The organism is Moraxella tetraodonis, from assembly GCF_022359095.1.
GTDB classification, from domain to species: domain Bacteria; phylum Pseudomonadota; class Gammaproteobacteria; order Pseudomonadales; family Moraxellaceae; genus Faucicola; species Faucicola tetraodonis.
Map to the genome: position 1 here is coordinate 460,395 of NZ_JACSYB010000001.1, position 13,684 is coordinate 474,078.

General features: G+C 43.7%; 15 protein-coding genes. 11 read left to right on the forward strand and 4 right to left on the reverse strand.

The genetic code is table 11. From position 1 onward, the window contains the following. Positions 1-252: 252 nt before the first annotated feature. Positions 253-741 carry a DciA family protein gene (locus tag H9W84_RS02050; RefSeq protein ID WP_050325457.1) on the reverse strand — a complete coding sequence of 163 codons (489 nt, stop codon included), beginning with the start codon at positions 739-741 and terminating at the stop codon, positions 253-255. A 185-nt stretch (positions 742-926) separates the two neighbouring features. Between H9W84_RS02050 and H9W84_RS02055 the strand changes: the two genes are divergently transcribed. After that, positions 927-1,622, forward strand: coding sequence for a M23 family metallopeptidase (locus H9W84_RS02055; RefSeq protein ID WP_159675855.1), 696 nt, complete (start codon positions 927-929; stop codon positions 1,620-1,622). A gap of 96 nt (positions 1,623-1,718) precedes the next feature. Here H9W84_RS02055 and H9W84_RS02060 read toward each other — a convergent pair whose 3' ends face one another. Together H9W84_RS02060 and H9W84_RS02065 are read right to left on the reverse strand one after the other, a co-directional pair. After that, positions 1,719-2,489 (reverse strand): DOMON domain-containing protein, encoded by a 771-nt coding sequence (locus tag H9W84_RS02060; protein WP_060995234.1) that lies wholly within the window; start codon positions 2,487-2,489, stop codon positions 1,719-1,721. 7 nt (positions 2,490-2,496) lie between these two features. Beyond that, positions 2,497-2,814 carry a YhbY family RNA-binding protein gene (locus tag H9W84_RS02065; RefSeq protein ID WP_239741478.1) on the reverse strand — a complete coding sequence of 106 codons (318 nt, stop codon included), beginning with the start codon at positions 2,812-2,814 and terminating at the stop codon, positions 2,497-2,499. Between the two features lie 330 nt (positions 2,815-3,144). Between H9W84_RS02065 and rlmE the strand changes: the two genes are divergently transcribed. From rlmE to H9W84_RS02095, 6 genes are all read left to right on the forward strand, one after another. Beyond that, complete coding sequence (rlmE, locus tag H9W84_RS02070) at positions 3,145-3,777, forward strand: 23S rRNA (uridine(2552)-2'-O)-methyltransferase RlmE (protein WP_239741479.1); 633 nt, start codon at positions 3,145-3,147, stop codon at positions 3,775-3,777. Positions 3,778-4,020: 243 nt separating this feature from the next. Next, positions 4,021-5,922 carry an ATP-dependent zinc metalloprotease FtsH gene (gene ftsH / locus H9W84_RS02075; RefSeq protein WP_065262657.1) on the forward strand — a complete coding sequence of 634 codons (1,902 nt, stop codon included), beginning with the start codon at positions 4,021-4,023 and terminating at the stop codon, positions 5,920-5,922. A 104-nt stretch (positions 5,923-6,026) separates the two neighbouring features. After that, the gene (folP, locus tag H9W84_RS02080; protein ID WP_239741480.1) at positions 6,027-6,905 is read left to right on the forward strand and encodes a dihydropteroate synthase; all 879 of its coding nucleotides are present in this window, start codon (positions 6,027-6,029) and stop codon (positions 6,903-6,905) included. 50 nt (positions 6,906-6,955) lie between these two features. Continuing rightward, the gene (locus H9W84_RS02085; RefSeq protein WP_065253600.1) at positions 6,956-7,222 is read left to right on the forward strand and encodes an FAD assembly factor SdhE; all 267 of its coding nucleotides are present in this window, start codon (positions 6,956-6,958) and stop codon (positions 7,220-7,222) included. 24 nt (positions 7,223-7,246) lie between these two features. Then, positions 7,247-7,753, forward strand: a complete 507-nt coding sequence (locus H9W84_RS02090) for a hypothetical protein (protein WP_239741481.1) — start codon at positions 7,247-7,249, stop codon at positions 7,751-7,753. A gap of 162 nt (positions 7,754-7,915) precedes the next feature. Then, positions 7,916-8,638, forward strand: coding sequence for a YidB family protein (locus tag H9W84_RS02095; RefSeq protein ID WP_239741482.1), 723 nt, complete (start codon positions 7,916-7,918; stop codon positions 8,636-8,638). 135 nt (positions 8,639-8,773) lie between these two features. On the opposite strand, the gene aroE is transcribed toward H9W84_RS02095, so the two are convergent. Further along, positions 8,774-9,592, reverse strand: a complete 819-nt coding sequence (gene aroE / locus H9W84_RS02100; RefSeq protein WP_007116164.1) for a shikimate dehydrogenase — start codon at positions 9,590-9,592, stop codon at positions 8,774-8,776. 254 nt (positions 9,593-9,846) lie between these two features. Between aroE and H9W84_RS02105 the strand changes: the two genes are divergently transcribed. The 4 genes from H9W84_RS02105 to tmk all read left to right on the forward strand — a co-directional run bounded on the left by H9W84_RS02105 (position 9,847) and on the right by tmk (position 13,661). Then, a complete protein-coding gene (locus H9W84_RS02105) occupies positions 9,847-10,608 on the forward strand; it encodes a hypothetical protein (RefSeq protein ID WP_239741483.1) in 762 nt (253 codons plus the stop codon). Between the two features lie 60 nt (positions 10,609-10,668). After that, the gene (locus H9W84_RS02110) at positions 10,669-11,619 is read left to right on the forward strand and encodes an aminotransferase class IV (RefSeq protein WP_239741484.1); all 951 of its coding nucleotides are present in this window, start codon (positions 10,669-10,671) and stop codon (positions 11,617-11,619) included. 86 nt (positions 11,620-11,705) lie between these two features. Beyond that, positions 11,706-13,007 carry an endolytic transglycosylase MltG gene (gene mltG, locus H9W84_RS02115; RefSeq protein WP_239741485.1) on the forward strand — a complete coding sequence of 434 codons (1,302 nt, stop codon included), beginning with the start codon at positions 11,706-11,708 and terminating at the stop codon, positions 13,005-13,007. Positions 13,008-13,019: 12 nt separating this feature from the next. Then, positions 13,020-13,661 carry a dTMP kinase gene (gene tmk, locus H9W84_RS02120; RefSeq protein WP_239741486.1) on the forward strand — a complete coding sequence of 214 codons (642 nt, stop codon included), beginning with the start codon at positions 13,020-13,022 and terminating at the stop codon, positions 13,659-13,661. Positions 13,662-13,684 lie beyond the last annotated feature (23 nt).

A 13,684-nucleotide genomic window follows, 5' to 3' on the forward strand; every position in this document is an offset into this window, starting at 1 on the left:
ACAAGTTATCATTTTATTACACTAAATAAAACTAACCAACCAACTTTAACATTTCATTTTTGGATATCTTTTTTTAGCCATTGGCTACTATAAGCGCAGTAAAAATAAAAAAAAAGATATCTTTATCTACGAGGATGATTGTAAATTTATTCCTATATCTTTACTTTCACTTGCATAAGCCATTAATCTATTGATAAATCTTGCGATATCAGCAACATAATTTACATAAAGTTACATTGTAAATTGGCTGCTTTAGTCTTTTATCAGTTTTTGTAACGCCGTTCTAAGTGGCTCGTTGTCCGTGACAAGGTCACATAGCTGTGTTATATTTCGCTTCGTAGATTCGCTTAGCTCACAATTCTTTACATTGCTAACATTGTGATTACACTGTAAATCTGGCATTTGCGAGCCATTAAAAGGTTTGACAATCACCACGCGAAATCGTAACTGATTAAATTGATAAAAATTGTTATCGAACGCTTGTAGTGTTGACAGTAGGTGCTGCTGGTTGTAATTGAGGTGATTGGCAAGGGTATGACTATTTGTACTAACCACAAGTATAAACGATTCACAAGCAATTACTTGTAAGCTTGCTAAGACTTCCTCAGTCAATACGTTTTGCCAAGCACTGCGAACATCGTCCGTCAATTGCTGTAATTGATGCAGCTTTTTTTGAAACGGTAATTGATAGTTGGCAAGACGCTCAGTGCGAGAAGCAAGATGATTGGTTGGTTTTTTCATAGTCAATGAGCAGTGTGGTGGGTAGTTAAGCGACAAAAAATTTGATTTAGTCTTAGTATTGGGTCTTAGTGTAGGTGATTTTAAGACCAAATTATAGTGAATTAAATCTTGCCAATGCGCGGTAGTAGCGTTCACAGGACATTGGCACAGGGTTTAATAGCATAAGGTTTAACAAAGGATAAAAGATGAAGTTAGCTCTAATCGCATTGCCAGTTGTTGCTTTAACCACAATGAGTGTTGCACAAGCTCAAATTCTATCGATTACCAATGCCGGTAAAACCAGTCAAGTTATTGTCCGTGAAGACGATGGTGAAGATTATTATCTGCCTTCAGACGCCGTCAATGCCGCTATCAAAAACCTAAGCCAGCAAACCCAGCAAAAAGAAGACCGCCTTGCAAGTTTAGCACAAAAGCTATCGACTCAGCCAACCACCATTATCAACATGCCTGCAATGGGCAGCTATGCGGGTAATGGTATGTTGACCGTACGTCCGATTGCTTCATCTGCGCGTATGAGTTCAGGTTTTGGCTATCGTATCCACCCGGTCACTGGTAAATCAAAGTTTCATAAAGGGATGGACTTTGCTGCTCCCATTGGCACCCCTATTTATGCCACCGGTAATGGTGTGGTGACTTTCTCAGGTTGGGGTACAGGGTATGGTCGTTATGTTGAAGTAGATCATGGCAACGGTACTGTCACGCGTTACACACATACCTCTGCAAACTATGTTAACGTTGGCGATACGGTGTATGCAAACCAGCAAATCGCGGCAGTAGGCAACACGGGTCGTTCAACAGGCGCCCACTTACATTATGAAGTGCGCCAAAATGGTCAAGCCATCAATCCACAAACTTACTTGGCAATGGCGCCAGCGCGTTAATCGTGACACTATCTCGGTATATAAAAAAACTGGCTTAAAGCCAGTTTTTTATTTTTCGCTGTGCTATGGTTTAAAACGGTTTAAAACCATCATAATTTAGATGTTTATCCAGTGTGCCTTATTATGAAAGTCCGCTGGGTGTGCATGCTGTATGGCCCAATAACTCATTTCATCGACGGTTGGAGCTAAGCTATTTGCTAATCCACTGTCTGGCGGTCGCTGAATCACACGCGTTGGATTTAGCGCATAATTACCATTTGCACCCACTAACTTGTCCAAGGCTGATTTGGCAAATGTCATACCGACACGAAAAGTACCAGTACTAAACGCATATTGCTGCTGTACCGCTCGTACATGGGTGAGGAGCACTGGACTTGCAGAACACCAAAAAACAAGCGCAAGCTCAGTATCTTGTGTAACCGCCTGGCTAAAAAAATTGATATCCTCACCATAAGTCAGCGCTGTGATAGGCACGCGCCGAGGGGGTAATGCATTCGGTGTCCGATAGCTGTCAAAATAATAAAGATTAAACTCACCATTGGTCGCCAAATTGACCTCAAGATAAGGGCTATCCGCTTGGCTATCTTTGGCAATAAAACACTCAAAACAATCTGCTTGCCATAAATAATCTTGGCGCATCACACGTTCAAGTACCAATGGGCTAAATGTCGGAAAATTTGCCCATAGACCAGCTTGTAGAGCGGTTTGACTATCATCAATCTTGGGATGGGCAGCATCAAATAAGATAGTTAAAAATTTACTATCAGCGACCACCTGTACTGAGAGCCGGTAGTCCAGTGTTGCCGATACGGTGAGTGGTTCAGCCGCGCTCGTCAGTGCGAATGTCACACCCTGTAACGTATCCATTGTAGCCTTAGCCAAAACGTGCCAAGTTTGATAACTTAGGATTGGCGTCTGGATTGCGACGTAGTAATAACACCATACGACCGATACTGGTGACCAAAATCGCATCAGTGGCTTCAGCAATCGCATTTGCCACAGCGTCACGATCTGCTTTGCTACCGGCTGGGATTTTTACTTTAATCAGCTCATGATCGGTCAGTGCGCGCCCAATTTCTTCAATAACGGTTGGGGTAACGCCTTGACCCCCAATCATTACCACCGGGTTCAGCTGGTGACCGATGCCTTTTAAATGTTTGATATCCGCATTTGATAAGCTTGAATTTGCCATAACTGTCAATTGACCTATAAAAAAATTAGCTAGCATTATACCATATTAATCATTTTGCCTAATAAATTATGGGCAATACATAGGCAAAAACACATAGGCAAAACGCTGCCATGACTTATCAATCTACAAAAATCACTGGATTAAAAAAAATCAATAGCCAATCCATGAGTTAACACAAGCTAACTGGGTGAAATATGCTAAAATAACAGCCTTAACCCTTGAGATTGTCAAAATTTACCAATGGTCATTCTAGGATGGCTTTGGGTTTTTTAGCCAAATCCCAAGTGAAGAATTTTTAAACTATATATAAAGGGTAGTTTGTAGAGAATTATGGCAACGCGTATTACCAACAAAAAATTGTCCAAAAGTAGCCGTGCGTGGATGAAAGAGCACATTGACGACCACTATGTCAAACTCGCCCAGCGCGATGGCTATCGGGCAAGAGCAGCTTACAAATTGCTAGAAATCAACGAAAAACTGCAGCTGATCAAAAAAGGCATGACGGTGGTCGATTTGGGTTCTGCTCCAGGCAGCTGGTCGCAAGTTGCTGGCAAACTAGTCGGTGACAATGGCAAGCTCATTGCCTCAGACATCTTGCCGATGGATACGCTAGAGAATGTGACCTTTATCCAAGGTGATTTTCGTGAGCAAGCAGTGTTTGACAACATCATGGCAGAAGTCGCCGATAAAAAAGTGGAAGTGGTGCTATCTGATATGGCGCCTAATACCTCAGGGTTTTCTGCAGTCGATCAGCCACGAATGATTTATTTGTGTGAGCTTGCCATGGACTTTGCCGAGCAAGTGCTCCCTGAAGGTGGCACCTTAGTGATTAAGGTATTCCAAGGCGAAGGCTCTGATGCTTTACGAAAAAATATGCAGCAGCGTTTTAGTAAAGTGCGCAGTATCAAGCCTGCAGCGTCACGCGCGCGCTCAAAAGAAATGTATTGGATTGCCACCAAATAAGGTAATTTGCTTTAGTCTATCCATGAAGTTAACTGGATAAAAATTGGTAATATGTTTTTACTAGAAAATAACAGAGAATTCGCTTGATAATGTTAAGGTAAATCCATATATCATGCTATATTGAAAGATTAATATAACGTCTATTTTTGGTGAAAAATCTATCTATCTTTGGTAAACATTTTGATTTAACCCCACTTTTTAATCAACCCCCTAACGCGAAGGATGAAAAACAACGTGAGCGACATGGTAAAAAATACCTTATTGTGGTTAGTTGTGATAGGGGTATTAGTGCTAGTCTTTAGCAATTTTGATACCCGCAATGAACCTGATAAGCTCAATTACTCCCAATTTGTCACTGCAGTGGCAACTGACCAGGTCAAAAGTGTCAAAATTGATGGTGAGCAAATTTCTGGCGAAAAGAAAAACGGCTCAACCTTTGAGACAGTGCGTCCTGCGGTCACTGACACTGAGCTAATGCCAAAGCTTATCAAGCATAATGTTGAAGTTCAAGGCGCCACCCCTGAACGTCAAGGCGTAATGATGCAATTACTGATTGCAAGTTTCCCAGTGCTATTGATCATTGGTTTGTTCTTGTTCATCATGCGTAACATGAGCGGTGGTGGTGCCGGTGGTGGTCGCGGCATGGGTCCGATGAGTTTTGGTAAATCTAAAGCCAAAATGTTATCAGAAGACCAAATTAAAGTGACATTTGCGGATGTGGCAGGGTGTGATGAAGCCAAGCAAGAAGTGACAGAAATTGTCGACTTTTTACGTGACCCAGAAAAATTTACCAAACTTGGTGCGACTATTCCACGTGGTGTGTTGATGGTAGGTCCGCCTGGTACTGGTAAAACTTTGCTTGCCAAAGCGATTGCAGGGGAAGCCAAAGTACCATTTTTCTCAATTTCAGGTTCTGACTTTGTTGAGATGTTTGTGGGTGTCGGTGCAAGCCGTGTGCGTGATATGTTTGAACAAGCCAAGAAAAATGCCCCTTGTATCATCTTTATTGACGAGATTGATGCTGTCGGTCGTCATCGTGGCGCAGGCATGGGCGGTGGTCATGACGAACGTGAACAAACTTTAAACCAGTTATTGGTTGAGATGGATGGTTTTGAAGGCAATGATGGGGTGATCGTGATTGCTGCAACCAACCGCGTCGATGTACTCGATAAAGCATTGTTGCGCCCAGGTCGTTTCGATCGTCAAGTGCAAGTCGGGTTGCCTGATATCAAAGGCCGTGAGCAAATTCTTCGTGTACACATGAAAAAATTGCCCTCAACAATTGGCGTCGATATTCGTTCATTGGCACGTGGCACCCCAGGTTTTAGTGGTGCGCAATTAGCGAATTTGGTGAACGAGGCAGCGCTATTTGCTGCACGTAACAACAAAGCGTCAGTCGATATGAATGACTTTGAAGAAGCCAAAGACAAGCTTTATATGGGTCCAGAACGTAAATCGATGGTACTTCGTGAAGAAGAGCGCCGTGCAACGGCTTATCATGAAGCAGGGCATGCCTTAGTAGCTGAAATGCTACCGGGTACTGACCCTGTGCATAAGGTGACTATTATGCCTCGTGGCTGGGCATTGGGTGTCACTTGGCAATTGCCAGAGCATGATCAGACCAGTGTTTACAAATCAAAAATGCTAAATGACATTGCGATTTTATTTGGTGGTCGTATCGCTGAAGAAGTCTTTATCAATCAGCAATCGACTGGTGCGTCAAATGACTTTGAACGTGCTACCAAAATGGCACGTGCCATGGTTACTAAGTACGGTATGTCAGATGCCATGGGTGTGATGGTGTATGAAGAAGATGAAAACCAAGGTTACTTTGGTGCCTCATCTCGCACTATCTCAGAAGCGACTCAGCAAAAAGTAGATGATGAAGTTCGTCGTATCCTAGAAGCGCAGTATGATATCGCACGTGCATTAATTGAAGGTAATGCGGATAAAATGCATGCCATGGTCGATGCGTTAATGAAATGGGAAACTATTGACCGTGACCAATTGCAAGACATTATGGCAGGTATTCCACCACGCGAGCCTAAAGTTTATCAAGAGCCTGTTAGAGTAAATTTTGATAAACCAGCTAATCCACCGTCAAGTGGGTCGGGCTTGACGCCGCCTCCGTTACCTGCAATGTAAATTATCCATGATATAGGCTAGGCAAAAACCGCTACCAACTTGATAGCGGTTTTTTTGTTTTTCACTTAAAATAGTAAAAAATTTTAGCCATCATTGCGGACATCATGCAGTTACAGCCCATTCCCAACTTTGCCATTCATTATCATAATCAAACGCTCGATTTATCTTATCCCCGTATCATGGGCATCTTAAATGTCACCCCAGACTCATTTTCTGATGGTGGTCGATATAATCATATCGACCAAGGCTTGCGTCATACCGAGCAGATGATCAAAGACGGGGCGACGATTATCGATGTGGGTGGTGAATCTACTCGCCCAAATGCCAGCCCTGTGAGTGAGCAAGAAGAAGTTGACCGCGTCATCAAAGTGGTTGAAGCGATTAATCATAACTTTGGTGAGCAAGTGTGGGTGTCGGTCGATACCAGTAGCCCGACCGTGATGACACTCGCCAGTCAAGTCGGCGCCAAAATTTGGAATGATGTACGAGCCTTGACGCGCCCCGATGCCATTGCTACCGCTGCCAAACTCGATATCCCTGTCATGCTCATGCACATGCGCGGTGAGCCAACGACCATGAATCAGCTAGATAATTATCAAGATTTATATACCGATGTTATTAGCGAGTTACAGCAGCGCATTGATGAGGTTATGGAGGGTGGGGTCAGACGTGACAATCTTATCATTGACCCAGGGTTTGGCTTTGCCAAAAACGCCCAGCAAAATCTGGCATGGCTGAATGAATTTTATCGGTTGCATACGTTTAACTTACCTGTCATGGTGGCATTATCCCGTAAACGCTTTGTTGGGGAAGTCCTCAAGTCAGCCAATCTACCCCATGACCCTACCGATAGAGATGTTGCTAGTATGGTTGCAGGGCTATTTGCTGTGCAGCAAGGGGCGTGTATCTTGCGCACCCATAATGTAGCAGCGACTAAAGCAGGGCTTGCGATGTGGCAAGCGACGCAACAGGCAAAAGCTTAATAACAGGTAAAAAAATACATGAATTTAACGCGCAACGACAAGGATTTATCATGAGTGACAATCAGCCAGAACCTACATTAGAGCAGCGCAAAGTCATCTATCGTGCCAGACGCGGTCTAAAAGAACTCGATTATTATTTTGACCCGTATGTGAGAGCGCACTATCTAAAAGCCGACTCACGAGAGCAGCAAATTTTTGCAGAATTGGTGAAAGAAGAAGATCCTGATTTGCTGGATTGGTTTTTACACAATCATCCGACCAAGCCAGAATTTGCTGATTTGATAGCCAAGCTCAAATCATTAAAAGCTTCTTCTTAATTGATTTAGATGAACGAGCGCTACTTGTCGCGTCATAACACCGCATTTATTGATATTGATGCCACGCTCAAACCCAGTGTGGATAAAAAACTGCTTTGGGGAGCTTGTTTATGGGTGGTTGTTGGCATTTTGGCACTCGTACCTTTGGCGCTTACCTATAAACTTTTACTAGGTATGGTCGCTATAGCCAGTCTTTGGTTCGGGCAAGTCTCTAGTTGTCACTTATTGGCTATTTCATCGTTACACGCCAAACCGCAAAGTAACAATCAAACCTTACCTTATGACAACTTTGATTTTTTAACTTGGCAAATCCAGTGGGTACGTGGGGTTGTCAAAGTACCTAAACAGGGTAAGCAAGCGGTTTGGCAGGCAAATTTGCTGGGCATCGCTGATATGGGGTGCCTAATGATTTTAACGTTTGGGTTGATAGAATCAGTGCCAGCTAAAATCAGCGTAACCATTTGGCAAGATCAAGTGGATAGCGATACCTGGCGGCAATTTAAGGTGCTAGCGAACACAGTAGGGCGATAACAAAAATGGTGTATAAGTTATAGTCAATATTGCTACAATTAAATCAACCAAGTGTTGAGGCGACTGCGCATTTTAGTTTGAAATTAAGCGCAATTGGCATGCGTCAGCGCGGTATTATTGGTGATATACAACAATCATTGAAAAAGATAAAAGGGAATGACCATGGGTCTATTAACAAGTCTAGTAACACAAGTAGCGCAAAGTGCCATTCAAAGCAAAATGGGCCAAAGCAGAATGGGCGGTCAAAGCCAAGCGGATATGGGCGGTCTAGGGAATATTTTTGGTAATGTTTTAGGCGGCGGGGTGCAGCAGCCACAAATGCAGTCAAACGGTTTCGGGTTGGATGATATCATCGGTATGGCGATGAACCAAAATCAAGGCATGTCCCAAGGTGGCGTGCTAGGACAAGTGCTGGGTAGCGTGCTAGGGGGAGGCATGGGCGGCGGTCTAGGTAGTGGTATGGGCAATAACGTGGGTATGAACCAATTTCCACAAAACCAAAGTGGTTTTGGGGGTAAGGGTATGTTAATGGCGGCTTTGTTGCCAATCGCGTTGATGTTTATTCAGCGTAATGGGGGTCTATCAGGGGCTTTTAATAAAATCCAAAATATGGGATTTGGGCATCAAGCCAATTCTTGGATGAGTGCGCATCAATCAAACCAACCGCTGGATGCTAATGATATCAATCAGCTATTTGATAATGATGAGTTGGCGCAAGTTGCGTCACAAACTGGTGTCGACCAAAGTGAAGTCCGTCAAAGTATGGCGGAGCTTTTGCCACAGTTATTTGATAGTTTGACGCCAAATGGCGATACCCAAACTGAGAGCCAGGCCAACAAAGAAATCAGTGATATTTTATCGCAATTAGGAAATGCGAATCGCTAAATTAGTATGACTAAAAAAAGCTAGTGACAAACTGGCTTTTTTTATTGGGTTTTCCTGCGCTCTCTTGGGCAAATTTTGGTTTTGTCTATTTTATCTAAAGCGTAGGCGAGTGCGTAGTGCTTTTTTATGAGAAAGCTAAAACTGAAAATTCGTCAAATCGACTTGTTTACCCGTCCAAAGCGCAAAACTTAATGCCCCTTGATTGACCAGCATTCCCAAGCCATCCGAGGTTTTGGCATGTTTCGCTTTAAAAAAGTCCAAAAACGCGGATGGTTTGCCATACATCATGTCATAGGCAAAATCGACCGTCATATCCTTAGCGAACGGCAAGGTGTCACCGCTTAGACCTATCGACGTTGCATTAATAATCACCTCAATATCATTGGGTAAATCCGTCAAATTTGAAAAGGTGAGCTTATCGGTATCAAATAATCGGGTTAAATTCTCTGCTTTTTCTACTGTGCGATTGGCAATATGTAGCGATTTTACTTGCGCATCTAGCAACGGCAAAATCGCGCCACGAGTCGCCCCACCTGCCCCTAAAATAGCAACGTTTGCGTCTTTTAACCTGACGCCTTGCGACAATAAATCTGCCACCAAACCGCGACCATCGGTATTGTCGCCATACAGTTTGCCCGCTTTGATGGCAAGGGTATTGACTGCACCCGCCAAGCGCGCGTATTCAGATAGCTCACCGCGCTGCTGGCACAGCGCAAATGCCATCTCTTTAAAAGGTACGGTCACATTTGCCCCTGTGCCACCGCCTGCAAAAAATGCTTCGATGACAGCGGTAAAGCTGTCGACATCGTTGGGACAATATTGGCGTTGGTAAGACAAGGTGATGCCAGTTTGTTTGGCAAAGGCTTGGTGCAAATCAGGCGATTTGCTATGGGCAATCGGATTGCCGATTACCATGCAATGATAACGGACGTTTGAATCAGGAATTGATGACATGGGAAAACCTATAATACGATGAGTAAAATTACCAATTGCCACCACTTTACAATAACTATGGCTGCGACATCAATGCTGGGTTTTGATTGGCTAGGTTTTGATTGGCTAGGTTATGATTGGGTGGATGTAAAGCGTAGCAATTCATCGATTCGGCTAAAAATAACAACAAAAGCGTACTGTTAACCGCTATCAATGCCTTGTTACAATGCGCTATTCACACCAACCCGTTATACAATATACGTTTACAAAACACAATGAAGCTAATTGCCCGCAAACCGCTTTTTTTACCGCGTCAAAACCGCTCAGAACATCCGATAAGCGCTACCCAAAAAGGCATTACCCAAAAAAGCGTTACCCAAAATAAACCCACTTGGCTAAAAAATCTTGGCTGGGGGTGGGTTATCTTAGCAATCACCTTAACTGGCTGTGATAAGGTCAAGCAAATCGCCTCACAACGCAATGCCAGTGTGACCGCTAGCACTACCGCATCGACCACAGCCGCCAATCCGTCTATCAACCCTACCTCGCAGCCAACACCTGTGGTCTATCCAATCAATGAATGGCAGCAACAAACGTTGGCAAACAAAGTCAGTATCCACGATACCGAAGCCATGACGTTATTATTAGGTCAACCCATTACCATTGATAAGCAAAGTTTGGACTACCGAAGCAATGTGGCAAGTAAATATAGTTTTGCCAAAATCGGTGAGCCGTATTTTGATTTACTTGATTCGCCTATGTATATCGAGTTACAGTGGTATTATGCCAGTGCCTATGACAATGCCAGCGTTAAAAACATCAGTATCCAGCATGCCAAAACAGCGTTTCATCTGACCCAAAATTGGTTTGGGCAAGATGGCTCAGACATTGTTACCCATATGGTACAAGGACAGCCGATTAAAAATGCGAGCTACCACGGAATTTTGGTAGAATTAGCACGCTGTGACAATTATCATTGTGATTTGGTGGTCAGAAAACCCACTGTCACCCCCAAAACCGCTAAAAAAAGCGGCTAATTGATGCGGCTTTCACTGTAACACAGTTAACTATCAATTTAATCAAGTAGCCAAATGACCATGTGGTATTCATTATCTGATGCTCAGTATGCCAAGCCAATCACCTGTATCGATATTGATTCACGGGTCATAGCGTATGGCGATGGTTTCTTTACCACCATGGCGGTGGTGGCAGGACAAATCAATTGGCTGAGTTACCACTTAGATAGAATCGACGAGAGTGCCCAGGCGTTACAACTCAATTTAACCAACGCTGACTTAGACGCAGCCAGTTTAGACGCCTCCAATTTAGACGCCTTCAATTTAGATGCCGCCAATTTAGAATCCCCCAATCATACTATCCGCGCATACTTTAATAGCCAATTAGCCAATTTTGCTAAAACCCTCAATCACGGTATGCTCAAGCTGATAGTTTGCCGAAAAAACCAACCTATCAAAGGCTATGGATTTTGCAACTGTCAATTTGACGCTTTTATTAAGCTTATGCCCACCGATAAGCCATTAGCACAGCAAGCCAATCAAGTCATCATCCAACCTGCCGCTACCGCGATTTGTCTTACGCAGCAAATTGCGTGTCTACCCAAACCCTTGGTAGGACTTAAGCTACTAAACGCTCAAGATAAAGTGATGGCAAGTCACGAGCTGTGGCAGCACCAAACCCAACATGCGCAAATGATTGATGGGCTGGTACAAGATGTGATGGGGCATTGGGTAGAAGGTACCTTTTGCAATGTGTTTTATCAGCTTAATTATGAAAACGTGTGGTACACACCGCCCATCAACCGCTCAGGGGTAAAAGGGGTGATGCGGCAGGTGTTATTGGCTAAGTTTGCCAAGTACAATAGGGCGCATGAAGAGCGATATTTAACCAGCGAGGAGTTAGCCAATATCACAAGCTTGTTCTTTTGCAATGCGGTACGCGGAATTTTGCCCATTCAAGCATTGATGCTACCCAATGGGCAGTCAACAGCGCTTGATTTGGCCCCAATCTATACGCAAAAATTAACTTAAATCGTGTTGCTGGTAACCAAAAAAAATTGCTATTTTTGTCATTAATTGTTAAATTCTCGCTAATTGAGTCAATATAAGCTTTCTCTATGAACGACCAATCTAATAATAATATGTCTAATAACTCAGAAGGTTCTGAGCATCATCCTACTCAGCACAGTGACGCACCTCACGCAGTGGATATTCCAGATTCTCAATTGCAGGACAATCATAGCAAAGATAAGGATATCAAGGATAAGGATGACGAAGACCCTCATAGCAAAAACGTCAATATTAACGATGCTTGTCTGATTAATCGTTCAACGCGAGAATTCAATGACAACATCACCGGTAGAAACAAAAAAAATAAATACCGTCTACTGGGGCTAGTGGGGTTTATTGTATTGGTGCTAGGCTGGTTGTTATTTGCGTGGTATAACACCTTATATGGCACTATCACCCAACCAAAGCAGATGGTGACTATCAATAAAGGTCAAACCTACTATGCGCTGGTAGACGACTGGGATAAAAAGAAAAAGCTGTTCGTCGCGCCACTTGCCAAACTATATATCAAAATGACGGTGGATAAACCGCTTCATTCAGGGGTCTATCAACTGCCTGAAAATCCAAGTTTTGCCAATTATTTAGCCATGCTACAACAAGGTGAGAAAGTCGCTTTTATTAAAGTGCAAATCATTGAAGGCAAAACAGCTAAAGAGTTGTATCAACATTTGATGGACAATAAAGGGATTAAAAACGAAGTTATCCATGGTAGCAAAGTTGACGTTGACAAACTTGGGCTCAATATCCCTGCTGACTATCATCCAAATGACAACCTTGAAGGTTGGTTCTCACCGGACACCTATTATTTTAATGAAGGCAGCAGCGATAAAAAAGTGCTAACGGATTTATTTACCCGTCAACACACGGCGTTGATGGAAAATTGGAACAATCGCCAAGCCAATCTCCCGTACAACACACCGTATGAAGCGCTAATTATGGCATCCATTATTGAAAAAGAAACCAGTGTCGAAAGTGAGCGGGGTGAAGTGGCAGGCGTGTTCGTCAATCGTCTGAAGAATAATATGCGCCTACAAACCGACCCCACCGTGATTTATGGCATGGGCGATCGTTACGATGGCAATATTCGCAAATCTGACCTTGAAGAAAAAACCGCTTATAACACCTACCAAATTGACGGCTTACCACCGACACCGATTGCCTTGCCAAGTATTGCATCCATTAAAGCGGCACTCCACCCAAATCAAACCGATTCGCTATATTTTGTGGCAACGGGCAATGGCGGTCATAAATTTACCAGTAATTTAGAAGACCATAACCAAGCGGTGCAAGATTATCTGCGGGTGATGCGTGAAAAACGCGCCAGCCAAAACAGCCAATCAGGTCAGTAAAAAACGATACCCATGCAAACAGCTGCGAAAGCCCCCATTAGCGAAAAATTTATCTCATTTGAAGGTACCGAAGGGGTGGGTAAGTCCACCTTGATTGCCAATGTCGCAGCGCATTTGACCGCGCAAGGCATCGACTTTATCCAGACCCGTGAACCGGGCGGCAGTCCGTTTGCTGAGCAGTTACGCGCCATGTTACTTGACCCTGCAACCACCATGACAGAGGACAGTGAACTCTTATTGATGTTTGCGGCACGTGCCGATCATGTGGCGCAAGTGATTTTACCAGCGCTCGCTCAGGGTAAATGGGTGCTGTGCGACCGCTTTACCGATTCCACCATTGCCTATCAAGGGTTTGGGCGCAAACAGGGCGATAGGGCAGAACTTAGCAAAATTGAATTACTGATTAGGCAGTTTGTGGCAAAAATGCCAGATATGACCATTTGGCTAGATTTACCGGTGACAGAAGGGATGAGCCGTGCCAAAAATCGCGGCAAACTAGACCGCTTTGAGCAAAATCAGCTAGCGTTTTTTGAGCGGGTGCATCAAGGGTTTGCTTATCAAGCACAGCAAGAACCACAGCGCGTCAAACGCATTGATGCGCAGGGTACACCTGATGAAGTGTTGGCAAAAGTGCTAACGCAGCTGGGTATTTAATGTCGTTATTTAGTGTTATAAAG

What these genes read in the sequence shown, in the direction of transcription:
- H9W84_RS02050 (WP_050325457.1), bottom strand. Translation starts at nt 741, where the DNA reads ATGAAAAAACCAACCAATCATCTTGCTTCTCGCACTGAGCGTCTTGCC.
- H9W84_RS02055 (WP_159675855.1), top strand. Translation starts at nt 927, where the DNA reads ATGAAGTTAGCTCTAATCGCATTGCCAGTTGTTGCTTTAACCACAATG.
- H9W84_RS02060 (WP_060995234.1), bottom strand. Translation starts at nt 2,489, where the DNA reads ATGGATACGTTACAGGGTGTGACATTCGCACTGACGAGCGCGGCTGAA.
- H9W84_RS02065 (WP_239741478.1), bottom strand. Translation starts at nt 2,814, where the DNA reads ATGGCAAATTCAAGCTTATCAAATGCGGATATCAAACATTTAAAAGGC.
- rlmE (WP_239741479.1), top strand. Translation starts at nt 3,145, where the DNA reads ATGGCAACGCGTATTACCAACAAAAAATTGTCCAAAAGTAGCCGTGCG.
- ftsH (WP_065262657.1), top strand. Translation starts at nt 4,021, where the DNA reads ATGGTAAAAAATACCTTATTGTGGTTAGTTGTGATAGGGGTATTAGTG.
- folP (WP_239741480.1), top strand. Translation starts at nt 6,027, where the DNA reads ATGCAGTTACAGCCCATTCCCAACTTTGCCATTCATTATCATAATCAA.
- H9W84_RS02085 (WP_065253600.1), top strand. Translation starts at nt 6,956, where the DNA reads ATGAGTGACAATCAGCCAGAACCTACATTAGAGCAGCGCAAAGTCATC.
- H9W84_RS02095 (WP_239741482.1), top strand. Translation starts at nt 7,916, where the DNA reads ATGGGTCTATTAACAAGTCTAGTAACACAAGTAGCGCAAAGTGCCATT.
- aroE (WP_007116164.1), bottom strand. Translation starts at nt 9,592, where the DNA reads ATGTCATCAATTCCTGATTCAAACGTCCGTTATCATTGCATGGTAATC.
- H9W84_RS02105 (WP_239741483.1), top strand. Translation starts at nt 9,847, where the DNA reads ATGAAGCTAATTGCCCGCAAACCGCTTTTTTTACCGCGTCAAAACCGC.
- H9W84_RS02110 (WP_239741484.1), top strand. Translation starts at nt 10,669, where the DNA reads ATGTGGTATTCATTATCTGATGCTCAGTATGCCAAGCCAATCACCTGT.
- mltG (WP_239741485.1), top strand. Translation starts at nt 11,706, where the DNA reads ATGAACGACCAATCTAATAATAATATGTCTAATAACTCAGAAGGTTCT.
- tmk (WP_239741486.1), top strand. Translation starts at nt 13,020, where the DNA reads ATGCAAACAGCTGCGAAAGCCCCCATTAGCGAAAAATTTATCTCATTT.